This window comes from Roseovarius sp., assembly GCF_965228755.1.
In the GTDB taxonomy this organism is placed as follows: domain Bacteria; phylum Pseudomonadota; class Alphaproteobacteria; order Rhodobacterales; family Rhodobacteraceae; genus Roseovarius.
This window is the reverse complement of sequence record NZ_CBDDIG010000003.1, coordinates 124,352-145,390: the sequence shown is the minus strand read 5'-3', so window position 1 is coordinate 145,390 and position 21,039 is coordinate 124,352. Positions and strand designations below refer to the sequence as shown.

The following is a 21,039-nucleotide window of genomic DNA, read 5'->3' as shown; positions in this document are numbered from 1 at the left end:
GCGCCGCGGGCCACCGGCCCGGCGACGCAGCCGGCGCCGGCCCCGGCGACGACCGCCGTGGCGCGCAAGCCGGTGACGGCGCCCGCGACGACCACCACCACGGTCTACCGCTCGGCCCCGCCGCCGAAGCCGGTTGCGCCAAAGCCGGCGAAGGCGCCGGTCGTCGCGGCAGCGCCCGCATCCAAGCCGCGCCGGGTGGTGGCGGCGGATTGCGCAAGCCTGAGCCCGCAATCGCAGCACTACATCAACTCGACCAACCGCTACGCGATCCGCTGCGGCCCGCAGAGCGCGCCGCACGTGACCGAGCGGGAGACGGCCGGGCCCAACGCGACGATCTATAACCCCGGTTCACCGACGGGCAGCGTGGCGGCCTATCGCACCGGCAGCCATGCCGCGCCGGGATATGTCACCGCCACGACGATGGTTGCGCCGAAGCATGTCTATGCCAACCAGAAGGCCAGCACCGAGGGGGTCTACGTGCCCGAGGGCTATGTCGCGGTGTGGGAGGATGACCGGCTGAACACCCGCCGGGCGCACCAGACCTTTGCCGGCAAGGCGCAGATGGAGCAGCGGTGGACCAAAACCACGCCGCGGCGGCTGAAGGAGCCGGCGGTGGGCCCGGTGGTGACCGAGGCGGACGTGGTGACACGGTCGACGGTTGCCTATCCGGTGGCGATGAGTTTCGCCCAGCAGGCCGCGCCGCAGGCGAAGGCTGCGCCGAAGCCGGCCGCCACGATGGCCGCGACGCCCAAGGTCGAGACCCGGGCGGCGAGCCATCGTTACGTGGAACTGGGCCATTTCAGCGACCCGGCCCACGCCAAGCGGACGGCGCAGAAGCTGGCCAATTCCGGCATGCCCGCGCGGATGGGGAAGGTGACCCACAAGGGCAAGACCTATACGCTGGTGATGGCCGGGCCGTTCGAGACGCAAGGCGCGCTGGACCGCGGACTGGCCCGGGTGCGCGGGATGGGCTTTGCGCAGGCGAGCCTGCGGCGGTAGGGACCACGGTTCGGAGACAAGGAGAGGCGGCGCCGGAAACGGGGCCGCCTTATTTTGTCTAGAGTATGAGAGCTTGCACCACCCCTTTGCGTTTCGTGTTCGGCATCCTACTGTCCCGAAGGTTGGCTCGACGGGGCATAGGCTGAACACGGCCATTTCGAAGATCGCGATGCGACACCGGGCTCTCAAGGTCCGAATTGTGAGGGGCACCATGAACAGGACGAATGCCATCAGGAGCGCATCATCGTCCGAACCGGAACTCATCAACTGCTTGCAAAAAAACGGCCCGTTCGAACTTCGCCCGGCCAAGCCCGGCGAAAAGCTGTCGTATCCGAATCCGACAACAACCATGACGATTAGCGAGGCCATGTAAGTGCAGGAAATAGCGCGACGTGTCATAAAGCAGATTTTTAACCGATACTACGATGGCGACAAAGGGCTCTGACCGGACACTTTGCTTCGGGCTTAATGAACGTTCGTTTGCACCACGGGATGCAAAGGGCTGGGGGCTTTGGCGGCGGGTTTCCTGCCGCGCGGATACCGCGGCCGGATCCGACTAGCCGCCACAGATCGCCTGCAGGCGGAGCCAGTCGGAATCGCTGAGCAGGGCGGGCGGGGCGCCGTCGGCGAAGGGGTCGGCCTCGATCAGGCCGAGGGTGGTTTCGCCGGTATCGTCCAGCGCATAGGCGTAGGGCGCGGCCCGGACCGACCAGGCCTCGAAGCCCGAAAGAAGCGTCTGGGTGTCGAGCGTCACGCCGGGGCTGTCGAGCAGCGTGTCGGCATAGGCGTCGAGCGTGCCGTCGTCGATATCGCCGGTGGTGAGCAGCCGGAAGCTGGCCCAGACCGAGCTGGCCTCGAGCAGCTGCGCCAGCGGGTCCTGCACCTGGGCCCGGAGCCGTTCGGCCACGAGGTAGCCCGCCACCACGTCGGGCTCGTCATACTGTTCCACCAGCCCGCGGCCGATCAGGATGGTCGAGCCGGGCAGGTGGATGGTGCCGTCGATCCCCTCGCGCATGACCTCGAGATAGCCGGGGCCATCGGGGCCGGGCACGCGCTGGGCCAGTTTATCAAGGGCCGCGCGCCCCTCGGGCGTGGTGCAGGGCGGGCCGGTTTCCTGCTGGATATGGCGGAAGAGGGCGGCGCCGATCTCGGCCCGCTTGACCTGCGGGACGACGGTGACGGCGTGGCGGCGCACGGCCTGTGGCAACCAGATCACGGCGCCGGCGGTGACGATGACCAGCACGGCCAGCAGGATGACGAGGCGCAGCCGGCCGGGATGGGGGCGGCGGCGGTCTATCGCGGCGCAGAGCTTCTCGATGGCGGCGATCATGTCCTTCTCGTCGTCGGCCAGTTCGAGCGTCTCGCCCGGGTCGCCGTCGGGGTGGTAGATGGCGGGCCGCTTGCCGGGGTTGGCGCGGGCCACGGCGGCGAGGGACCAGTGGGTGAGCGCGCGTTCCTGCATGTCGCTGATGATCAGGGTGGCGTCGCCGATCGAGACGATCACCTCGGTGCGCTGGGCATCCGGGGTGGGGCGCCACAGGCCCGAGGCTTCCAGCCGCTGGTATTCTTTCAGTGCCGTCATGGCTTTATGGGCCTGCTCTGCCTTTTCGGAAACCTTAGCACGGGGTGGTGGCAGGCGGCAATTGCCGGGTGACATCAAGGGTTTTGGTGATTCGATGGTTAACGGCGAGGATTTGAAAGGGGGCCGACGTCGGTATCACGTCGGTATTTCGTCGGTATCGCGTCGGTTTCCGGGGCTGTAAGGCGGTTGGTTGATGCGGCGTTCCGGGCGCAACACGCGAGATGTTGTGTTGGGCGCAACGGGGGTTTGGTGGCCGCGTGAGGCCCCGGGTCAGGCCCGGGGCGGGGGAGGATTGGGGGTCGCGTCCCGGCCTTGAGCCGGGACCTCGGGTGGCGGAGAGGCCCCGGGTCGAGCCCGGGGCGGGGGAGGATTGGGGGTCGCGTCCCGGCCTTGAGCCGGGACCTCGGGTGGCGGAGAGGCCCCGGGTCGGGCCCGGGGCGGGTGAGGATTGGGGGGCGCGTCCCGGCCTTGAGCCGGGACCTCGGGTGGTGGAGAGGCCCCGGGTCAGGCCCGGGGCGGGGTCAGGGTCGGCAGGCGGCGCGGCGGGCGGCCGGGGTGGTGCCGGTGTGGCGACGGAAGGCCGAGGTCAGGTGCGACTGGCTGGAAAAGCCGCTGGCAAGCGCGATCTCGGCGAGGGGCATGTCGGGACAGGTGGCGATCAGCCCGGCGGCGTGTTCGACACGCAGGGCGAGGACGCGGGTGTAGGGCGAGACGCCGGTGGCGCGCCGGAAGAGGGTCGAGAAATGCGAGGGGCTGTGACCGGCGAGGCGGGCGAGCTCGGCCACGGTGATCGGCTGGTCGAGGCGGGCGCGGATATGGTCGTCGATCCGGGCCAGCAGGCGGGGGGAGAGGGGTGGCGCCTCGGGCCGGGCAGGGGGAGAGCCCGCGAGATGGCGCAGGCGGTCGGTGAGACAGGCGAGCGCGCTGTCGGCGAAGAGCGCGCAGGCCGCCCCGCCGGGGTCGCTGTCGCGCCAGAGGGCGGTGACGAGCTCGGCGGTGAGCGGGTCGCGGAAGGGGGCCGCGTGGAGCGGGCCGAGTGTTTCGGCGCTTTCGGTGAAGAGCGAGACGGGCAGGCAGAGGCCGAGAAAGCCGTGGCGGTCGGAGAGCGATACGTCGGAGGCGGCGTTGGCGGGCACGAGGGTCAGGTCGTGACGCCGCCACGTGCCGTGCCAGCGCCCGGCGCCCCAGTCGAACCGCGCCTCTTTCGCGCCTTGCAGGGCGAGGTAGAGCAGCAGGCCGGGCATCGGCGGATCGGGGTAGGCGCCGGCGGGTTGTTCGGCCGCGAACATGGCGAAGGGACGGGAGCCCACGGTCTTGCGGCCGGTGAGGTAGCGGGCATAGGGCCCGCGCCGGTAGAAATCGGCATGGTCGGAATAGGCCGGGGCGGGCACGCGCGTCTCCTTGGGGCCGGGGGTGCGGCGGATCGTAATAGAGGCCGGCGGATGCTGGAAGACCGGAGGGCGCGGGGCGGCCTAGGGTGGCGTGGAATCGCCCGGGACAGGCGCGGGTCAATGGAGAGGCAGGCAGGATATGGTGAGGATCGGGATGGCTGGCATGGCGCTGGCGGTGGGCACTTGGGCCGTGGCCGCGGCGGGAGAGCCGGTTTACGAGGAGGAGGGCCCGTTCCGCCCCGGCGAGGGGTTCGGGCGGCCGGCGAGCTGTGCCAGCCTGCCCGGCTGGATCGAGCGGGCGCCGGAGACGGAGGCGCGTGTCACCATGGTGATCGACGGGGAGATTGTCGAGAGCCACTGGGACGGGGCGCTGGCCTACCTGATCATGTGCGCGCCCGAGGAGGTGCAGGTGATGTGCGTGACCTACTACCCGAAGGAGGCGGGCAGCGGGACGGTGCGCTTTGCCGGCGGGTATAACCGGGTGGGCGCGCGGCAGGTGATCCTCGACCCGTGCCTGGTGTACCCGGCGGAGTGAGGGGCGCTCAGCTCTCCTTCAGGGCCTGGCGCAGCTCGAATTTCTGGATCTTGCCGGTGGAAGTCTTGGGGAGTTCGCGGAAGACCACCTTCTTGGGTGTCTTGAAGCCGGCGAGGCGTTCGCGGGCGAAGGCGATGAGGTCGTCCTCGGTGACGGTGGCGTCTTCCTTGACCTCGACGAAGGCGCAGGGGACCTCGCCCCATTTCTCGTCGGGCTTGGCGACCACGGCGCAGAGCAGGACAGCCGGGTGGCGCATCAGCACGCCCTCGACCTCGATCGAGCTGATGTTCTCGCCGCCGGAGATGATGATGTCCTTGGCGCGGTCGGCGATGCGGAGGTAGCCGTCGGGGTGCTGGAGGGCGATGTCGCCGGAGTGGAAATAGCCGCCGCGGAAGGACTCGGCGGTGGCCTCGGGGTTCTTGAGGTAGCCTTTCATGACCGAGTTGCCGCGGATCATGATCTCGCCCTGGGCCGTGCCGTCCATCGGGATCTGGGTCATGGTTTCGGCATCCATCGAGGTGATATCCTCCATCATCGGCATGAGCACGCCGGTGCGGGCCTTGATGGCGTAGCGTTCGTCGTCGGCTTCGTCGTTCCAGCGGGTCTGCCAGACGCATTCGGTGACGTGGCCGTAGGTTTCGGTGAGGCCGTAGACCTGCGTGACGTTGAAGCCCAGCGGCTCGATCGCAGCCAGCGTGGCGGCGGGGGGCGGGGCGCCGGCGGTGAAGACCTCGACGATGTGGTCGAACGCGCGCCGGTCGGCGGGCTTGGAATTGACGATGGTGTTGAGCACGATGGGCGCGGCGCCGAAATGGGTGACCCCTTCGTCGGCGATGGCGTCGTAGATGTTTTTTGCTGTGATGTCGCGGCAGCAGATCACGGTGCCGCCGACCATGGGCACGGCCCATGTGTGGTTCCAGTTGTTGCAGTGGAAGAGCGGCACGATGGTGAGGTATTTCGCGCCGCGGGGGATGGGCCAGCTGACGGTGGTGCCCATGGTCATGAGGTACGCACCGCGGTGGTGGTAGACCACGCCCTTGGGTCGGCCGGTGGTGCCGGAGGTGTAGTTGAGCGCGAGGCTTTCCCATTCGTCCTGCGGCATGATCCAGTCGAAATCCGGGTCGCCGGTGGCGAGGAGGTCGTCATAGGTCAGGTGGTCGCCGCTGGCGGGGATGCCGGCGATGGGGTCGGGGACCTCGATGATCTTGGGGGCGGGGCCCTCCATCTTGCCGATGGCCTCGAGCGTGACGGGGAGGAGGGCGCTGTCGATGAGCGCCACCTTCGCCTCGCCGTGGTCGAGGATGTAGGAGATGGTGTCGGATTCGAGCCGGGTGTTGATGGCGTTGAGCACGGCGCCGCAGGCGGGCACGCCGAAATGCGCCTCGGCATGGGCGGGGATGTTGGGCAGGAGGGTGGCCACCACGTCGCCCGGTTCGACGCCCAGTTTTGTCAGGCCGGAGGCGAGGCGGGTGCAGCGCTCGTGATACTCGGCATAGGTCTTGCGGAAACTCTTGTAGACGAGCGCCTCGTCATCGGGGAAGAGGCGGGCAGCGCGGCGGAGGTGGGACAGGGGCGTGAGCGGCACGAAATTGGCCGCGTTCTTTTCCAGTCCGGTTTCGTCCTTCATCCAGCCCATGGTGCGCTCCTCCTTCGCGGTGGGTGTCAGACCAGGGATATTGCGCATTTGGGGCGGCAAAGCAAAGGGTTTGGTTTGGGGAGGGGGCCGGGCAGTGCCCGACCGCGGGTGGGCGCGCCGACGGGGTGTTGGTTGATTTATGGTGCGGCTTACATCCGACGGTCGCTCTGTATGAGCAGGTTGCAGAAGCGCCCGCCCGTGGGGACGGGCAGTCGCTCGCCCGGCGCCGCGCTTTGGCGCGGCTTGACTCCGGGCGGGTGTCTCGATTGAGAGGTTTCTCTTTCGGCCTCTCCCTCGTAGCATCCCGCCCATGATCATCTCGCCCGGGCGCAATTACATCTTCGTCCATATCCCCAAGACCGGGGGCACCTCGCTGGCGCTGGCGCTGGAGGGGCGGGCGATGAAGGATGACCTGTTGATCGGGGATACGCCGAAGGCAAGGAAGCGGCGGGGGCGGGTGAAGGGCGTGGCCTCGGCCGGGCGGCTGTGGAAGCACTCGACCTTGCGGGATATCGACGGGCTGGTGAGCCGGGCATTTATCGAGGGGGCCTTTGTCGTCACGATGGTGCGGAACCCCTGGGACAGGGTGGTGAGCTACTATCACTGGCTGAGGGCGCAGGGGTTCGATCATCCGGCAGTGAGGCTGGCGAAGGCGGTGGGGTTCAGCGAATTCCTGAACCATCGGCAGACGCGGGAGAGCCTCGGGGCGCATCCATATGGCAGCTATGTCACCGGGCCGGACGGGCGGGAGCGGTGCGACCTGTTCATCCGGTTGGAAGCCTTTGCGGAGGATGCGGAGGCGTTGTGGGATCATCTCGGGTTTCGGCTGGAGCTGCCGCGTGTCAACGCCTCGGAGCGGGGGGCGGCGTATCGGGACTATTACTCGGAGGCCGATTCGGCGCTGGTTGGGGAGTTGTGCGGCGAGGATATCGCGCGGTTCGGGTACGTTTTTTCGTGAGAGGGCGTTTCGTTTGAGTGCATAGTGCGGGGTCTGGGGGCAACGTGTTTCGCCCCATGAAACAGTGCCGCATTTCCGCCACCTTTCCGGCAAACGAGCGCCGCAGGTGTGGCCGGATGATCAACGCCGGTGACGCGGCCGGGTGCCTCCGGCGACAGCATTGGACAACGAGATGTTCGAGTCATTCCCAGCGGTCGATCCCGAGAGCCCTGACGGGCCGGTGATTTCGGGCCTCGTGTCGGGCACGCGGGTGGCGACGGAACGGGGCTGGCAGCCGGTGGAGCGGGTGAGCGCGGGCGACCGGGTGCTGACCTTCGATGCCGGGTTGCAGAGGGTGACGCGGGTGACGCGGCACGGCTTTCCGGAGCCGGGCGCCTGTCCGCCGGCCTTCTGGCCGATCGAGGTGCCGGAGGGGGTGCTGGGCAACCGGGAGGTCATGCACCTGATGCCGCAACAGACGATCATGGTGGAGAGCGACACCGCCGAGGACCTTTACGGCGATCCGTTCTCGCTTTTGCCCGCCGAGGCGATGGACGCGCTGACCGGGAGCCGCCGGGTGCCCCCGCAGGATGGCTTCGAGGTCGTCCGCCTGCATTTCGCGACCGAGCAGGTGGTGTTCGCACGGGACGGCTTGCTGTTCCTGTGCCCGTCCTCGCGCGACATGGTCGCGGCGGCGTGGGAGGCGCCGCAGGATCCGCTCTATGCGATCCTGCCGCTGGACGAGGCGCGCTTTCTGGCCGGGAGGATCGCGGACGAGGATTACAGGGCGGGCCTGCCGGCCTGACGACCGGGCCGGGCAAGAGAAACCGCGCAAGGGGAAGGCCTTGCGCGGTTTTTCGTTTTCAGCGGGGCGCCTGAAGGATCAGGCGGCCTGGTCGGCCTCGGTGCCGAAGCGGGCGTAGAAGCCCTGATTCTTCTCGGCCAGCTCGCGCAGGAGGTCCGGCGTGGTGAAGCGGGGGCCGAATTTCTCGGTCAGCTGGTCGCAGCGCTCGGCGGCATAAGGAGCCCCGATGATGTCGAGCCACGAGAACGGCCCGCCCGACCACGGCGCGAAGCCCCAGGCCAGAATGGCGCCGACATCGCCTTCGCGGATGTCCTCGAGCACGCCTTCCTCCAGCGCGCGGACGGCTTCGAGCACCTGGGCGAACATCAGGCGATGCTGCACCTCGATCAGGTCGGGCTGGTCCGCGGCGCGGGGGTACTTGTCTTCCAGGCCCGTCCAGTAGCCCTGCCGCTTGCCCTTCTCGTCGTAGTCGAAGAAGCCGGCATTCGCCTTGCGGCCCAGGCGCCCTTCGCCTTCCATCCAGAAGATCACCTCGTCGACGGCCTCGTCGGGGTAGTCGTCGCCCATGGCCGCCTTGGTCGCGCGGGCGATCTTGGCACCTAGATCGATGGAGGTTTCGTCAACCAGTTGCAGCGGCCCCACGGGGAAGCCGAGCTGACGCGCCGCGTTGTCGATGAGCGCGGGGGCGATGCCCTCGGCCACCATGCGGATCCCCTCGTTGATGTAGGGGATGATGCAGCGGTTGCAGTAGAAGAAGCGCGCGTCGTTCACCACGATCGGGGTTTTCCTGATCTGGCGGACATAGTCGAGCGCCTTGGCCACGGCGCGGGGGCCCGTTTCCTTGCCCTTGATGATTTCCACCAGCATCATCTTCTCGACGGGCGAGAAGAAGTGGATGCCGATGAACTGATCGGGGGTGTCGGAGGCCTTGGCAAGCTCGGTGATCGGCAGGGTCGAGGTATTGGTGGCGAAGATGCAGTCGTCGCCCACATGGGCGAGCGCCTGCTTGGTGACCTCGGCCTTGACCTTGGGGTCTTCGAACACCGCCTCGATGATCAGGTCGCAGCCGTCGAGGGCCGCGTAATCGGTGGTGGCGGTGATCAGGTCGAGGGCGGCCTGTTTCTTCTCCTCGGTGGCCTTGCCGCGCTTGATGCCCTTGTCCATGTAGTCGGCGGTATAAGATTTGCCCTTGTCGGCGGCCTCCTGCTTCTGGTCGATCAGCACGACCTGCATGCCGGCCATGGCCGAGACGAGGGAGATGCCTGCGCCCATCATGCCGGCGCCGAGCACGCCCACCTTCCTGACCTTCTGGTCGGGCACGTCGGGGCGGTTCGCGCCCTTCTCCAGCGCTTCCTTGTTGATGAAGAGCGACCGGATCATGGCCGAGGAGGAGGGGTTCATCAGGACGTTGGTGAACCAGCGCGCCTCGATCTTCAGCGCGGTGTCGAAGGGGACGAGCGCGCCCTCGTAGACGGCGGAGAGGAGGGCCTTGGCGGCGGGGAAGGCCCCTTGGGTTTCCTTGTTCACCATGGCCGAGGCGCCGACGAAGGTCATGAAGCCAGCCGGGTGGTAGGGGGCGCCGCCGGGCATCTTGTAGCCCTTCTCGTCCCACGGTTTGACGATGGACGGCTCACTCAGAACCCATTCCTTGGCCTTGGTAAGCAGCTCGTCGGCGGGCACGACCTCGTCGACCACGCCGGCGCTCTTGGCTTTCTTCGGCTCGTTCAGCTTGCCCTGCAGCAAGAGCGGCGAGGCCGCCATGGCGCCCAGCTTGCGGACAAGGCGGGTGGTGCCGCCCGCGCCGGGGAAGATGCCGACCATGATTTCCGGCAGGCCGATCTTGGCCTTGGGGTTGTCGGCGGCAAAGATGCGGTGGCAGGCGAGCGGGATTTCGAGGCCGATGCCGAGCGCCGTGCCGGGGAGCGCGGCGGCGATGGGCTTGCCGCCCTTGTTCTTGTCGTCCATCCCGCCGCGTTCGATCTTGCGCAGGATGGAATGCATGTTCATCAGCCCGTCGAAAAGGCCCCTGGCCGGGTCGTCGCCCGCCATGTCCTTCATCTTGGAGATGACGTTCAGGTCCATGCCCCCGGCGAAGGAGCCCTCCTTGCCGGAGGTGATGACGATGCCCTTGACCGCGTCGTCGCTGAGCGCGTCGTCGATCAGCCCGTCGAGCATCGGCCAGGCCTCCATGTTCATCACGTTCATGGACTTGTTGGGCGTGTCCCAGGTGATGACGGCGACGCCATCGGCGCCTTTTTCCATCGTGAAATCAGTCATTTGCTATCTCCCGTGTAAGGGGTTCCGTCCTTGCGCGTGAAGGTGGTGTCTTCCGCGGTCAGGGTCGCTTTGAGGTCGAGATCGCTGTACCAGGCGATCTCGGTCGGGGTGTGGGTGCCGATGACGAGGAAGCGGGCCTCCTCGTCCGTGTCGTTGACGAGGTGGTGACCGTTGCCGTCGCCCGCCGGGAAGGCGGCGCAGTCGCCGGGCTGCATCGGGTGGCGGCCCGCGTCGTCGATCAGGGTGCAGCGGCCCGAGATCACCATGACGAACTCGTCCTGCTGCTCGTGCCAGTGGCGGAGCGAGGATTTCGCGCCGGGGGCGAGGATGACGATGTTCGCGCCGAACTGCGTGAGCCCGCCTGCGTGGCCCGCGCGCAGGTACGAGCGGCCCGCCACCTCGGCATCATGCGGTGCCGGGTAGCTCGAGCGGGAGATGGGCGCGAGCGCGGAGAGGTCGATCTTCGGCATCACACGCGCTCGATGATGGTGGCCGCGCCCATGCCGGAGGCGACGCAAAGGGTGGCAAGCCCGGTTTCCTTGTCCGAGCGTTCCAGCTCGTCCAGCAGCGTGCCGAGGATCATCGCGCCGGTGGCGCCCAGCGGGTGGCCCATGGCGATGGCGCCGCCGTTGACGTTGACCTTCGCGTGGTCGACGTCGAAGGCCTGCATGAAGCGGAGCACGACGGAGGAGAACGCCTCGTTCACCTCGAAGAGGTCGATGTCGTTGAGTTCCATGCCGCTGTCCTTGAGCGCCTTCTGCGTGGCCGGGACGGGGCCGGTCAGCATGATCGTCGGGTCGGTGCCGATCTTGGTGGTCTGGCGGATGCGGGCGCGGGGCTTGAGGCCGTATTTCTCGCCGAATTCCTTCGAGCCGATGAGAAGGCCGGCCGAGCCGTCGACGATGCCGGAGGAGTTGCCGGCGTGGTGGATGTGCTCGATCTTCTCCAGGTGGGGGTACTTGAGTTTCGCCACCGCGTCGAAGCCGGGCATCACCTCGCCCATTTCCTTGAACGACGCCTTCAGGGCGCCCAGCGACTGCATGTCGGTGCCGGGGCGCATGTATTCGTCGTGGTCGAGGATGGTCAGGCCGTTCTGGTCCTTCACCTCGATGATGGATTTGGCGAAGCGCTTGTCCTCCCATGCCCTGGCGGCGCGTTTCTGGGACTCGACGGCGAAGGCGTCGGCGTCGTCGCGGGAGAAGCCGTATTCGGTGGCGATGATGTCGGCGGAGATGCCTTGCGGGACGAAGTAGTTCTCCATCGCCACGGTCGGATCGACGGCCACGGCGGCCCCGTCGGAGCCCATGGCCACGCGGCCCATCATTTCCACGCCGCCGGCGATATAGCCCTCGCCCGCGCCGCCCCGGATCTGGTTGGCGGCGAGGTTCACGGCCTCGAGCCCGGAGGCGCAGAACCGGTTGATGGCAAGGCCCGGGATGCCCTCGTCAAGCTCGGAGGCCAGCACGGCGGTGCGCGCAAGGCAGCCGCCCTGTTCCATCACCTGGGTGACGTTGCCCCAGATCACGTCCTCGACGGCGCACCCGTCGAGCCCGTTGCGGTCTTTCAGCGCGTTCAGCACCTGGGCGGAGAGGCGCAGGGCGGTCACCTCGTGCAGGGCGCCGTCCTTGCGGCCCTTGCCACGGGGGGTGCGCACCGCGTCGTAGATATATGCGTCAGACATGACGTCTCCTTTCTCAGGCCCGGTCGGCAGGGCTGCCGGGCATCAGGTCATAGGGGTGTTTCCAACCCGGCGTGTTCTCGATATTCGAGAGCCACCGGTCGATCTCGGGCCAGTCCTTGCGGTCGAAGCCGAAGGGCTCGGGGTAGAAGAGGTAGCCGCAGCAGGAGATGTCGGCATTGGTGATCCCGTCGCCCACGATCCAGTCGCGCTCTTGGAGATGGGCGTTGAGGACGGCATAGGCGGCCTTGAGGCGGCCCTGCATGAAGGGGATGACCTCGGCCGGGCGCTTGTCCTCGGGCAGGAAGTTCATCAGGAAGCGGGTCATGCCGGCCTGGCTCGACATCTTGTGATTGTCCCAGAAGACCCAGCGCAGCACTTCGTAGCGCTCGGCGTCGTCCTTGCCGCCGAACTTGCCGGTCTTGTCGGTGATGTATTGCTGGATCACGCCCGATTGCGAGGTGCGGAAATCGCCATCGACCAGCACCGGCGCCTCGCCCATGGGGTTGATCTCGGCGCGGTAGGTGTCGGAGCGGGTTTCGCCGCCGAAGAAGTCGACCTTGACCGGTTCCCAGTCGAGACCGGAGAGTTCCAGCGCCAGCGCCGCCTTGTAGGCGTTGCCGCTTTCGCCGAAGCAGTAGAGTTTCATGGTCATGGCGCGTACCTCCCGTGCGTTGCGCGTGTGGTGAGTGTGGGATTTGGATATTTTGGCCAAGAAGAAGCCGGGGCGTGGCGCTTCGATTTCTTCTTGGCGAAAATATCCCCGCCGGAGGCTCCTGCCCGGGCGGCCGGGTGCGGCGGGTCAGGGCTTGGCGGTGAATGAGCGGGAAATCAGCTCCTTCATGATTTCGTTGGTGCCGCCGTAGATGCGCTGGACGCGGGCGTCGGCCCACATTTCGGCGATGTCGTACTCGGCCATGTAGCCATAGCCGCCGTGAAGCTGGACGCATTCGTCGAGCACCTCGAACTGGGTGTCGGAGATCCAGTATTTCGCCATGGCGGCCTTTTCTACGGAGAGTTCCCCGCGCAGGTGGTCGGCGATGCATTCGTCGAGGAAGGCGCGGGCGACCTTAGTCTTGGTCAGGCATTCGGCCAGTTTGAAACGGGTGTTCTGGAACTGCATGATCGGGCCGCCGAAGGCCTGGCGTTCGTTGGCATAGGCGATGGTACGCTCGACGCCGCCTTCGAGTGCGCCCTGTGCGCCGCAGGCGATGATCAGGCGTTCCTGGGGGAGTTGCTGCATCATCTGGATGAAGCCGCGGCCTTCCTCGCCGCCGAGGATGTTCTCGGGCGGCACGGCCACGTCGTCGAAGAAGAGCTCGGAGGTGTCGCCGGCGTGGAGGCCCGATTTCTCGAGGTTTCGGCCGCGGGTAAATCCCTCGGCGCCCTCGGTTTCGATGGCGACGAGGGAGATGCCTTTCGCTCCCTGCGAGGGGTCGGTCTTGGCGGCGACGAGGATCAGGTCGGCGTGCTGGCCGTTGGTGATGAAGGTCTTCTGGCCCGAGACGCGGTAGGCGTTGCCGTCGCGCACCGCCTTGGTCTTCATGCCTTGCAGGTCGGAGCCCGCGGCCGGTTCGGTCATCGCCAGCGCGCCCACCATTTCGCCCGAGACCATCTTCGGGAGCCAGCGTTTCTTCTGCTCCTCGGAGCCGTAGGCGAGGATGTAATGCGCCACGATGCCGGAATGGATCGGGTTGCCCCAGCTGGCCAAGTTGGCGCGGGACTGCTCGATGCAGATCACCGCCTCGTGGCCGAAATCGCCGCCCGCCCCGCCGTATTCCTCGGGGATGGAGGGGCAGAGGAGGCCGAGTTCGCCAGCCTGGGTCCAGGTGTCGCGGTCCATGATGCCGGCCTTGCGCCAGCGGTCGAAATGCGGGCGCCATTCGTCGGCGATGAACTTGGCCGTCATTTCCGAGAGCATCTGGTGCTCGTCGGTCATCCATGCGGAGCGGGTCTGGTGCATGTCTTTCATCGGATCACTCGCTCCCTTGCGTTGCGCGGGTTTCGGAAAAATCGACGCCCTCGAAATCCGGATAGGCGGTTTCGAGAACGCCGACCTGTTGGGCATCGTCGATGCGGACGAGGTACCAGGCGTCGCCGTCCTGGAAGGCCAGCGTCACGGTGTCGGAGCGCCGGGCCTCGTCCTGCCCGTCGCGGCGGACATAGGCGGTGGTCGGGATCAGCACGTAGACGCGCCCCGCGGAGGTTTCCCTGACCGTCGCCGAGGCAAGATCGATCCTGTACTCCTCGATCGAGGCTGTTTCCATCATCCCGGCAAGCGCCTGCTTCATCGCCGTCAGAACCTGTGCCTCGGTGATGTCGTAGGTCTCCGACGTGGTCGCGAGGATGCCCGGGGGGATCACGGTGAAGACCGCGTCGATGTCGCCCTGCTCGAAGGCCTGTTCGAAGCTGTCTATGCGCGCCTGCAGGCTTGCCTGTTCGTCCGGCGTGAGGTCGCGGGCCAGGGCCGGGGCGGCCAGCAGGAGGAGGCAGGCGGCGAGGGTTCGGGGGACGCGAAAGGTCATCGTTTGCGCGCCTCGAGTTCGGAATTGAAGAGCCGCAGGCGGTGGCTGAACGTGTCCTCGTTGATCACGCTGTCGAAGTTTTCGAAGAGGAAGGAAAGCGCCTCGCCCTCGTCGAGCCCGGCTTCCTGCGCGAATTTCTTCAGGCGCCTGTAGGCGTCTTCGGTCATCGCGGCGTTGAAGCGGCGCGTCAGACGGAATCGTTTCGGCATCTTTCCTCCCCTCGAAATCGTCCCGCAGGGTGGGTGTGACCCCACCCCCCGATCAAAACAGCTCGGCCTCCAGCTCCATCACCGGGTCTGCCCCGCTTTCGATGCGCTTGAGGTGCATCGCGGTCGCCGGCAGGCGGCGGGACATGTAATAGCGCCCCGTCTTGAGCTTGGCCTTGTAGAAGGCCTCGTCCGAGGTGCCGTTGTCCAGCGCCGCGTGCGAGACCCTGGCCATCTTCGCCCACATCAGGCCGAAGCAGACATGGCCGAAAAGATGCATGAAGTCATAGGAACCCGCCAGTGCCGCGTTGGGGTTTTTCATGCCGTTCTGCATGAAGAACATGCCCGCGGATTGCAGGTGCTTGGAGGATTCCTTGAGCGGGTCGAGGAAATCCTTCTTGAGCGCCTCGTTGCCCTCGTTCTCCTTGATGAAGGTCTTTACCATCTCGAAGAAAGCCATCACGTGCTTGCCGCTGTCGGCGGCGAGCTTGCGGCCGACGAGGTCGAGCGCCTGCACCCCGTTGGCGCCTTCGTAGATCATGGCGATCCGGGCGTCGCGGGCGAACTGGGACATGCCCCATTCCTCGATATAGCCGTGGCCGCCATAGACCTGCTGGGCGAGGATGGTCATGTCGAAGCCTTCATCGGTCATGAAGCCCTTGATGACCGGGGTCAGGAGCGAGATCAGCCCCTCGGCATCGGCATCGCCCGCGCGGTGCGAGCGGTCGATCATCTCGGCGCCCCAGAGGAGGAAGGCGCGGGCGCCCTCGACGAAGCTTTTCTGGTCGAGGAGCGCGCGGCGGATGTCCGGGTGCACGATCAGCGGGTCGGCCGGGCCGTCGGGGTTCTTGACGCCGGTCACGTCGCGGCCCTGGAGGCGGTCCTTGGCGTATTCGAGCGCGTTCTGGTAGGCGACTTCGGCTTGCGCCAGGCCCTGCATGCCGACGCCGAGCCGGGCCTCGTTCATCATGGTGAACATGGCGCGCATGCCCTTGTGCTCTTCGCCCAAGAGGTAACCCGTCGCCGCGTCGTAGTTCATGACGCAGGTCGAGTTGCCGTGGATGCCCATCTTCTCCTCGATCTTGCCGCACGAGACGCCGTTGCGTTCGCCGAGCGAGCCGTCTTCCTTGACCAGGAACTTGGGCACGATGAAGAGCGAGACGCCCTTGATGCCCTCGGGGCCGCCGGGGATCTTGGCCAGCACGAGGTGGATGATGTTGTCGGCCATGTCGTGTTCGCCCGACGAGATGAAGATCTTCTGGCCGGTGATCCTGTAGCTGCCATCGTCCTGCGGTTCGGCCTTGGTGCGCATGAGGCCCAGATCGGTGCCGCAATGCGGCTCGGTCAGGTTCATGGTGCCGGTCCAGTCGCAGGAGGCCATCTTGGGCAGGTAGGTCTCTTTCTGCTGGTCGGTGCCGTGGGCGAGGATCGCCGAGGTGGCGCCGTGGGTGAGGCCCTGGTACATGGTGAAGGCCTGGTTGGCCGAGGAGAACATCTCGCCCACAGCGGTGCCGAGGATGTAGGGCATGTTCTGCCCGCCATATTGCTCGGGCAGGTCGAGTGCCGTCCAGCCGCCGGCGCGCACCTCGTCGAAGGCGGCCTTGAAGCCCGTGGGCGTGCGCACCACGCCGTTCTCGAGCTTGCAGCCCTCGGTATCGCCCACCACGTTCAGCGGCGTCAGCAGGTCGCGGGCGATCTTGCCCGCCTCTTCCAGCACCGCGCCGGTGAAGTCGGCATCGAGCTCGGCATAGCCGGGCGTGCCGGAGGCCGAAACGTTCAGCATGTCATGCAGGATGAACTGCATGTCCTTGGTAGGGGGCGTGTAGGTCGGCATTCAGGTCTCTCTCCCTTTGTCCCTCGGGGGCCGGTCCGGCTTGGGGCCGGGTTACTCGGCGGCGTTCTTCTGCTGGCGGATCGAGGCGATCATCTTCTCGCCCCACTTCATCTGCCCGCGCAGTTCCTCGATCGCGGCGTTCAGCTCGTCGCGCTGCTTGACCAGCTCGGCGAGGCGTTTCTCGGCGAGGTTGTAGGTCTCGGTCAGCTGGGTCAGCTGCTGGTCGCCCTTGTCGTAGAGGTCGAGCAGCTGGCGGATTTCCTCGAGGCTGAAACCGAAGCGCTTGCCGCGCAGGATCAGCTTGAGGCGCGCACGGTCGCGCTTGGTGAAAAGGCGCTTCTGGCCCACGCGGCGGGGGAACAGCAGCTCCTTGGATTCGTAGAAACGCAGGGTGCGCGGCGTCACCTCGAAGGCGTCGCACATCTCGCGAATGCTCATCGTTTCATCGGTCATGGGTTCGCTCGTTATCATTACGTCAACTTGTACTTACCTGCGCATCCGCCCCCGTGGTTACAACAGGGTTCCATGTTGACGTAACTACTACGTTGCGTCACTTTGAAATGACGTAAGATCACGCAAGGGAAACAGGGTTTTCGGGATATTTTCTGAGCTTTCGGGGCGGCAAGAATCTGCTGGTTTGGCAGGATTTTGCCGGTTTGAGGGCGCGGCGGAGGGGGCCGAGTCGGGCTTGTATGAAGGCGCGATAGCCTTAAGACTGGCGGAAATGTTCAGCAGAAGGCGAGGCCCGGGATGACCGACGACGACCTGTATGACGACCAGACCATCAAGTTTCTCGAGGAGCTCTGGGGCGAGGGGTTCCTGTCGCCCGGCGGGCCCGAGGAGGTGCGGCGGGTGCTGCACGGGGTCGACATCGCCGGCAAGCGGGTGCTGGATATCGGCTGTGGCTCGGGGGCCTGCGCGGTGCTGATCGCCCATGACCTGGGCGCCGATCATGTCACCGGCATCGACGTGGAGGAGCCGGTCTGTGGCGCGGCACGGCGGCGGGCCGAGGCGGCCGGGCTGTCGGAGCGGATCGTGGTGGAGAAGGTCGAGCCGGGGCCGTTCCCGTTTCCCGACGAGAGCTTCGACGTGGTGTTTTCCAAGGATTCGATCATCCACATTCCCGACAAGGCGGCGATGGCGAAGGAGGCGTTCCGGATCCTGAAGCCGGGCGGCATGTTCGCGGCGTCGGACTGGCTGATCGGGCATGATGACGATCCGTCGCCGGAGATGGTGGAGTATATCAAGTCGGAGGACCTCGATTTCGCCATGGCCTCGCCCGCGACCTACGAGACGGCGATGCGGGAGGCCGGGTTCGAGGAGGTGGAACTGGTCAACCGGAACCCGTGGTATGCGGAGGTGGCGGCGGAGGAGCTGGCGTGGCTGACCGGGGAGAAGCGGCCGGGGCTGGAGGAGCGGCACGGCAAGGAGTTCATCGGCCACCAGGTGGAGACCTGGACGAAGATGCTGCGGGTGCTGGAGAAGGGCGAGCATTGTCCGCATCACATCCGGGGGAAGAAGCCGGGGTGATGTTAGGCGTGGGGTGTGGTGTTGCGACCCTCGCGGTGTGGCACGCGCCCGGAATAAAGGCCGAAGGCCGCCGGGCGAGCGCCGGCCCGTCCCGGCGGGCAGGCGCTTTGGCGGGGGTAGCGTGACGTTGTTAGGTAGGATGTGTTCGGCGCGATAAAGTGTGAGCCAGGACCGTTGCAGCGCCTCCCCACGGGCCGGCGCTCGCCCGGCGGGTCACCTGTGCATGACGTGGCTTTTACCCAAATCGCGGGAGTGGTTTTCCCGCCCCGGGCATGACCCGGGGCCTCTTCTCGTAGCGAGGTCCCGGCGCGGAGGCCGGGACGTGACCGTCACGACGTGAAGTTCTTCGCCACCTCGTCGCGGGTGTTGCGCAGCTCCGTCATGGCCTCTTCGAGCTGGGCGCGCTGGTGGTCGAGCTCGGTGAGTTTCTGGTCGGCCAGCTTGACCCAGTTGCGCATCTGGGCCTCGGTGCCTTCCTCCTCGTAGATTTCCAGCCACTGGCGGATCTCCTCGAGCGCGAAGCCCCAGCGGCGGCCGCGCAGGATGAGGGTCAGGCGGGCCACCTCGCGCGGGCCGTAATAGCGCGCGCGGCCATCGCGTTCGGGGCTGAGAAGCTCGATATACTCGTAATAACGCAGGGTGCGCGGGGTCACGTCGAATTTCGCGCACATTTCCTTGAAGGTCAGACGGCTTTCCGGCATCGCTCGAATACTCCCTGGGTTGAAACTAGAACCATGCGACCGGCAGGGCAACTGCCGGTCTTGCGGGCCGGGGCGGTTCCGGCTCATAAAGGGCGCGCCACCGGACAGAAGGGGAGGCGCATGGGCGTCGACAAGACGAAAATCGCCGAGCAGTTCATCAAGGCCATCCCGCATTCGGAAGCGCTGGGCATGACGGTGACCCGGATCGACGAGGGGTTCGCCGCGATCGAGATGCCGTATGACGACCGTTTCGTGGGCGACCCCCGGACCGGGGTGATCCATGGCGGCGCGGTATCGGCGCTGATGGATACCTGCTGCGGGGCGGCGGCGCTGAGCCATCCGGATTGCGGCGGGACCACCGCGACGATCGACCTGCGCATCGACTACATGCGCCCCGCCACGCCCGGCCAGCGGATCCGCGCCGAGGCGGAATGTTTCCACGTGACCCGCACCGTGGCCTTCGTGCGGGCGCGGGCGATGGATGACGATGCCGACCGGCCCGTCGCCACCGCGACCGGCACTTTCACGACGGGGAAGACCTGATGGCGCGCGAGAAGCCAGAACCGGTACAGGTGATCAAGCAGCGCCGCGACGCCGCGCTTCACGCGCTGGTCGACGGGGTGCCCTATATCCGCTTCCTCGGGATCGAGTTCGACCGCCGGGGCGACGAGCTGACCGCGATCATGCCGTTCAAGGAGACGCTGATCGGCAACCCGGCGCTGCCGGCGATCCATGGCGGGGCGACGGCCGCCTTCCTCGAGGTGTCGTCGATCATCGGGCTGAGCTGGGCGATGCTGTGGGAGGAGATCGAGAGCGGGCGGCTGGACCCCGAGAAGCTGGTGGGGGGCGATCTGCCGAGCCTGCCCAAGACGATCAGTTTCACGGTGGATTACCTGCGCTCGGGCCTGCCGCGGGACGCCTATGCGCGGGCCCGGGTCAACCGCTCGGGCCGGCGTTATGCCTCGGTGCATGTGGAGGCGTGGCAGGACAACCGCGCCCGCCCCTTCGCCCAGGCGACGGGCCATTTCCTGATGCCGCGCGGGGATGGCTGAGGGGCCGCGGGCGGTCACGCATGGCCGTGTCCTGCGGATCGCGCTTCCGATCGTGATCTCCAATGCCACCGTGCCCATCCTGGGCGCGGTGGATACCGGCGTGGTGGGGCAGATGGGGCTGGCCGCGCCGATCGGGGCGGTGGGGATCGGGGCGGTGATCCTGACCGCCGTCTACTGGCTGTTCGGCTTTTTGCGGATGGGCACGACGGGCCTGACCAGCCAGGCTTTGGGCGCGGGGCAGGCGGGGGAGGTGGCCGCGCTGCTGACCCGGTCGCTGATGATCGGGCTGATGGGGGGCGTGCTGTTCATCCTGTTTCAGGGGCCGGTTTTTGACTTGGCCTTCCGCGTCTCGCCCGCCAGTGACGAGGTGGAAGGGCTGGCGCGGGAGTACATGGCGATACGCGTGTGGAGCGGGCCGGCGCTGATCGCGATGTATGGCGTGACCGGCTGGCTTATCGCGCAGGAGCGGACGGGGGCGGTGCTGGCCATCCAGGTGGCGATGAACGGCCTGAACATCGTGCTGGATCTGTGGTTCGTGCTGGGGTTCGACCTTGGGGTGACGGGCGTGGCCTGGGCCACTTTCATCGCCGAGTGGTCGGGGCTGGCGCTGGGCCTGTGGTTCTGCCGCGCGGCGTTCCGCGTGCCGGCGTGGCGCGACTGGCCAAGGGTCTTCGACCGGGTTCAACTGAAACGGATGGCGGGCGTGAACCGCGATATCCTGCTGCGCTCGCTGATGCTGGAGACGGTGTTCGTGTCGTTCCTGTTCCTGGGCGCGGATTTCGGCGACGTGACGCTGGCCGCGAACCAGGTGCTGTTGCAGTTCCTGCATATCGTGTCGAACGCGCTGGACGGGCTGGCCTTTGCCGTCGAGACCATGGTGGGGCAGGCGGTGGGGCGGCGCGACGGGGCGATGCTCCGCCGCGGGGCGCTGGTGACGAGCCTGTGGGGGGTGATCATCTCGGTCGCGCTGGCGCTGGCGTTCTGGGCGTTCGGGGGGATGATCATCGACCTGATGGCCAAGGCGCCCGAGGTGCAGGCGGCGGGGCGCGAGTACCTTGTCTACATGGTGGTGGCGCCGGTGCTGGGGGTGGCGGCCTACATGCTGGACGGCATTTTCGTCGGCGCGACGCGGGCCGGGGACATGCGCAACATGATGGCGGTGAGCCTGCTGGTCTATGGCGTGGCGGTGGTGCTGCTGGTGCCGTGGCTGGGCAATCACGGGTTGTGGGTGGCGCTTCTGATCAGCTTCGTGGCCCGTGGCGTGACGCTCGGGCTGCGCTATCCGGCGCTGGAGGCGGCGGCGCGGGGCTGAGGTGATCTTCAGGCAAAAGCTGATTGTCCTTCAGCCGGG

Annotated in this window: 21 protein-coding genes; 8 read left to right on the top strand and 13 right to left on the bottom strand. The window is 66.9% G+C overall.

From position 1 onward, the window contains the following. Nucleotides 1-999: SPOR domain-containing protein (locus ACO07J_RS02260; protein ID WP_422025892.1), on the top strand; the 999-nt coding region annotated here is incomplete at its 5' end. Between the two features lie 556 nt (nucleotides 1,000-1,555). Here ACO07J_RS02260 and ACO07J_RS02255 read toward each other — a convergent pair. Both ACO07J_RS02255 and ACO07J_RS02250 read right to left on the bottom strand, forming a co-directional pair. Continuing rightward, nucleotides 1,556-2,581 (bottom strand): hypothetical protein, encoded by a 1,026-nt coding sequence (locus ACO07J_RS02255; protein ID WP_422025890.1) that lies wholly within the window; start codon nucleotides 2,579-2,581, stop codon nucleotides 1,556-1,558. 521 nt (nucleotides 2,582-3,102) lie between these two features. Beyond that, nucleotides 3,103-3,972, bottom strand: coding sequence for a helix-turn-helix domain-containing protein (locus tag ACO07J_RS02250; protein WP_422025889.1), 870 nt, complete (start codon nucleotides 3,970-3,972; stop codon nucleotides 3,103-3,105). 163 nt (nucleotides 3,973-4,135) lie between these two features. Here ACO07J_RS02250 and ACO07J_RS02245 point away from each other — a divergent pair, with 163 nt between their 5' ends. After that, on the top strand, nucleotides 4,136-4,507 hold the full coding sequence (locus ACO07J_RS02245; protein ID WP_422025887.1) for a hypothetical protein: 372 nt from the start codon (nucleotides 4,136-4,138) through the stop codon (nucleotides 4,505-4,507). Between the two features lie 7 nt (nucleotides 4,508-4,514). On the opposite strand, the gene ACO07J_RS02240 is transcribed toward ACO07J_RS02245, so the two are convergent. Beyond that, on the bottom strand, nucleotides 4,515-6,143 hold the full coding sequence (locus ACO07J_RS02240; protein ID WP_422025885.1) for an AMP-binding protein: 1,629 nt from the start codon (nucleotides 6,141-6,143) through the stop codon (nucleotides 4,515-4,517). Between the two features lie 310 nt (nucleotides 6,144-6,453). Between ACO07J_RS02240 and ACO07J_RS02235 the strand changes: the two genes are divergently transcribed. Continuing rightward, a complete protein-coding gene (locus ACO07J_RS02235; protein WP_422025883.1) occupies nucleotides 6,454-7,101 on the top strand; it encodes a Type II secretory pathway, pullulanase PulA in 648 nt (215 codons plus the stop codon). Between the two features lie 172 nt (nucleotides 7,102-7,273). After that, nucleotides 7,274-7,885, top strand: coding sequence for a Hint domain-containing protein (locus ACO07J_RS02230; RefSeq protein WP_422025881.1), 612 nt, complete (start codon nucleotides 7,274-7,276; stop codon nucleotides 7,883-7,885). Nucleotides 7,886-7,963: 78 nt separating this feature from the next. Here ACO07J_RS02230 and ACO07J_RS02225 read toward each other — a convergent pair whose 3' ends face one another. The 9 genes from ACO07J_RS02225 to ACO07J_RS02185 form a co-directional block, all read right to left on the bottom strand. Continuing rightward, nucleotides 7,964-10,162: a 3-hydroxyacyl-CoA dehydrogenase NAD-binding domain-containing protein gene (locus ACO07J_RS02225; RefSeq protein ID WP_422025879.1), complete on the bottom strand. Its 2,199-nt coding sequence runs from the start codon at nucleotides 10,160-10,162 to the stop codon at nucleotides 7,964-7,966. After that, nucleotides 10,159-10,632 (bottom strand): cupin domain-containing protein, encoded by a 474-nt coding sequence (locus tag ACO07J_RS02220; RefSeq protein WP_422025877.1) that lies wholly within the window; start codon nucleotides 10,630-10,632, stop codon nucleotides 10,159-10,161. The genes ACO07J_RS02225 and ACO07J_RS02220 overlap by 4 nt, the downstream gene beginning before the upstream one ends. Beyond that, nucleotides 10,632-11,843, bottom strand: coding sequence for an acetyl-CoA C-acetyltransferase (locus ACO07J_RS02215; RefSeq protein WP_422025875.1), 1,212 nt, complete (start codon nucleotides 11,841-11,843; stop codon nucleotides 10,632-10,634). The genes ACO07J_RS02220 and ACO07J_RS02215 overlap by 1 nt, the downstream gene beginning before the upstream one ends. Nucleotides 11,844-11,856: 13 nt before the next feature. Beyond that, on the bottom strand, nucleotides 11,857-12,495 hold the full coding sequence (locus tag ACO07J_RS02210) for a glutathione S-transferase family protein (RefSeq protein ID WP_422025873.1): 639 nt from the start codon (nucleotides 12,493-12,495) through the stop codon (nucleotides 11,857-11,859). A 147-nt stretch (nucleotides 12,496-12,642) separates the two neighbouring features. Next, complete coding sequence (locus ACO07J_RS02205) at nucleotides 12,643-13,803, bottom strand: acyl-CoA dehydrogenase family protein (RefSeq protein ID WP_422025893.1); 1,161 nt, start codon at nucleotides 13,801-13,803, stop codon at nucleotides 12,643-12,645. A gap of 13 nt (nucleotides 13,804-13,816) precedes the next feature. Beyond that, complete coding sequence (locus ACO07J_RS02200; protein WP_422025871.1) at nucleotides 13,817-14,365, bottom strand: hypothetical protein; 549 nt, start codon at nucleotides 14,363-14,365, stop codon at nucleotides 13,817-13,819. After that, nucleotides 14,362-14,574 (bottom strand): hypothetical protein, encoded by a 213-nt coding sequence (locus ACO07J_RS02195; protein ID WP_300896330.1) that lies wholly within the window; start codon nucleotides 14,572-14,574, stop codon nucleotides 14,362-14,364. The genes ACO07J_RS02200 and ACO07J_RS02195 overlap by 4 nt, the downstream gene beginning before the upstream one ends. Before the next feature lie 52 nt (nucleotides 14,575-14,626). Further along, a complete protein-coding gene (locus tag ACO07J_RS02190) occupies nucleotides 14,627-16,405 on the bottom strand; it encodes an acyl-CoA dehydrogenase C-terminal domain-containing protein (protein ID WP_422025869.1) in 1,779 nt (592 codons plus the stop codon). 51 nt (nucleotides 16,406-16,456) lie between these two features. Then, complete coding sequence (locus ACO07J_RS02185) at nucleotides 16,457-16,858, bottom strand: MerR family transcriptional regulator (protein WP_422025867.1); 402 nt, start codon at nucleotides 16,856-16,858, stop codon at nucleotides 16,457-16,459. 297 nt (nucleotides 16,859-17,155) lie between these two features. Between ACO07J_RS02185 and ACO07J_RS02180 the strand changes: the two genes are divergently transcribed. Continuing rightward, the gene (locus ACO07J_RS02180) at nucleotides 17,156-17,935 is read left to right on the top strand and encodes a methyltransferase domain-containing protein (protein WP_422025865.1); all 780 of its coding nucleotides are present in this window, start codon (nucleotides 17,156-17,158) and stop codon (nucleotides 17,933-17,935) included. A gap of 329 nt (nucleotides 17,936-18,264) precedes the next feature. Here the strand turns inward: ACO07J_RS02180 and ACO07J_RS02175 are convergent, their stop codons facing one another. Further along, the gene (locus ACO07J_RS02175) at nucleotides 18,265-18,636 is read right to left on the bottom strand and encodes a MerR family transcriptional regulator (protein ID WP_422025863.1); all 372 of its coding nucleotides are present in this window, start codon (nucleotides 18,634-18,636) and stop codon (nucleotides 18,265-18,267) included. A gap of 120 nt (nucleotides 18,637-18,756) precedes the next feature. Here ACO07J_RS02175 and ACO07J_RS02170 point away from each other — a divergent pair, with 120 nt between their 5' ends. The 3 genes from ACO07J_RS02170 to ACO07J_RS02160 are packed head-to-tail and all read left to right on the top strand — an operon-like array spanning nucleotide 18,757 to nucleotide 21,000. Next, a complete protein-coding gene (locus tag ACO07J_RS02170) occupies nucleotides 18,757-19,179 on the top strand; it encodes a PaaI family thioesterase (RefSeq protein WP_350131455.1) in 423 nt (140 codons plus the stop codon). Next, entirely contained in the window at nucleotides 19,179-19,688 is a 510-nt protein-coding gene (locus ACO07J_RS02165) for a PaaI family thioesterase (RefSeq protein WP_422025861.1), read from the top strand. The genes ACO07J_RS02170 and ACO07J_RS02165 overlap by 1 nt, the downstream gene beginning before the upstream one ends. Beyond that, on the top strand, nucleotides 19,681-21,000 hold the full coding sequence (locus ACO07J_RS02160) for an MATE family efflux transporter (RefSeq protein WP_422025859.1): 1,320 nt from the start codon (nucleotides 19,681-19,683) through the stop codon (nucleotides 20,998-21,000). Before ACO07J_RS02165 ends, ACO07J_RS02160 begins: the two co-directional genes overlap by 8 nt. The last annotated feature ends 39 nt before the right edge of the window (nucleotides 21,001-21,039 follow it).

Coding starts and splice junctions, on each gene's coding strand:
- ACO07J_RS02215 (WP_422025875.1), bottom strand. CDS start 11,843: ATGTCTGACGCATATATCTACGACGCGGTGCGCACCCCCCGTGGCAAG.
- ACO07J_RS02230 (WP_422025881.1), top strand. CDS start 7,274: ATGTTCGAGTCATTCCCAGCGGTCGATCCCGAGAGCCCTGACGGGCCG.
- ACO07J_RS02190 (WP_422025869.1), bottom strand. CDS start 16,405: ATGCCGACCTACACGCCCCCTACCAAGGACATGCAGTTCATCCTGCAT.
- ACO07J_RS02245 (WP_422025887.1), top strand. CDS start 4,136: ATGGCGCTGGCGGTGGGCACTTGGGCCGTGGCCGCGGCGGGAGAGCCG.
- ACO07J_RS02185 (WP_422025867.1), bottom strand. CDS start 16,858: ATGACCGATGAAACGATGAGCATTCGCGAGATGTGCGACGCCTTCGAG.
- ACO07J_RS02200 (WP_422025871.1), bottom strand. CDS start 14,365: ATGACCTTTCGCGTCCCCCGAACCCTCGCCGCCTGCCTCCTCCTGCTG.
- ACO07J_RS02210 (WP_422025873.1), bottom strand. CDS start 12,495: ATGACCATGAAACTCTACTGCTTCGGCGAAAGCGGCAACGCCTACAAG.
- ACO07J_RS02170 (WP_350131455.1), top strand. CDS start 18,757: ATGGGCGTCGACAAGACGAAAATCGCCGAGCAGTTCATCAAGGCCATC.
- ACO07J_RS02180 (WP_422025865.1), top strand. CDS start 17,156: ATGACCGACGACGACCTGTATGACGACCAGACCATCAAGTTTCTCGAG.
- ACO07J_RS02195 (WP_300896330.1), bottom strand. CDS start 14,574: ATGCCGAAACGATTCCGTCTGACGCGCCGCTTCAACGCCGCGATGACC.
- ACO07J_RS02205 (WP_422025893.1), bottom strand. CDS start 13,803: ATGCACCAGACCCGCTCCGCATGGATGACCGACGAGCACCAGATGCTC.
- ACO07J_RS02175 (WP_422025863.1), bottom strand. CDS start 18,636: ATGCCGGAAAGCCGTCTGACCTTCAAGGAAATGTGCGCGAAATTCGAC.
- ACO07J_RS02235 (WP_422025883.1), top strand. CDS start 6,454: ATGATCATCTCGCCCGGGCGCAATTACATCTTCGTCCATATCCCCAAG.
- ACO07J_RS02240 (WP_422025885.1), bottom strand. CDS start 6,143: ATGGGCTGGATGAAGGACGAAACCGGACTGGAAAAGAACGCGGCCAAT.
- ACO07J_RS02255 (WP_422025890.1), bottom strand. CDS start 2,581: ATGACGGCACTGAAAGAATACCAGCGGCTGGAAGCCTCGGGCCTGTGG.
- ACO07J_RS02220 (WP_422025877.1), bottom strand. CDS start 10,632: ATGCCGAAGATCGACCTCTCCGCGCTCGCGCCCATCTCCCGCTCGAGC.
- ACO07J_RS02165 (WP_422025861.1), top strand. CDS start 19,179: ATGGCGCGCGAGAAGCCAGAACCGGTACAGGTGATCAAGCAGCGCCGC.
- ACO07J_RS02225 (WP_422025879.1), bottom strand. CDS start 10,162: ATGACTGATTTCACGATGGAAAAAGGCGCCGATGGCGTCGCCGTCATC.
- ACO07J_RS02160 (WP_422025859.1), top strand. CDS start 19,681: ATGGCTGAGGGGCCGCGGGCGGTCACGCATGGCCGTGTCCTGCGGATC.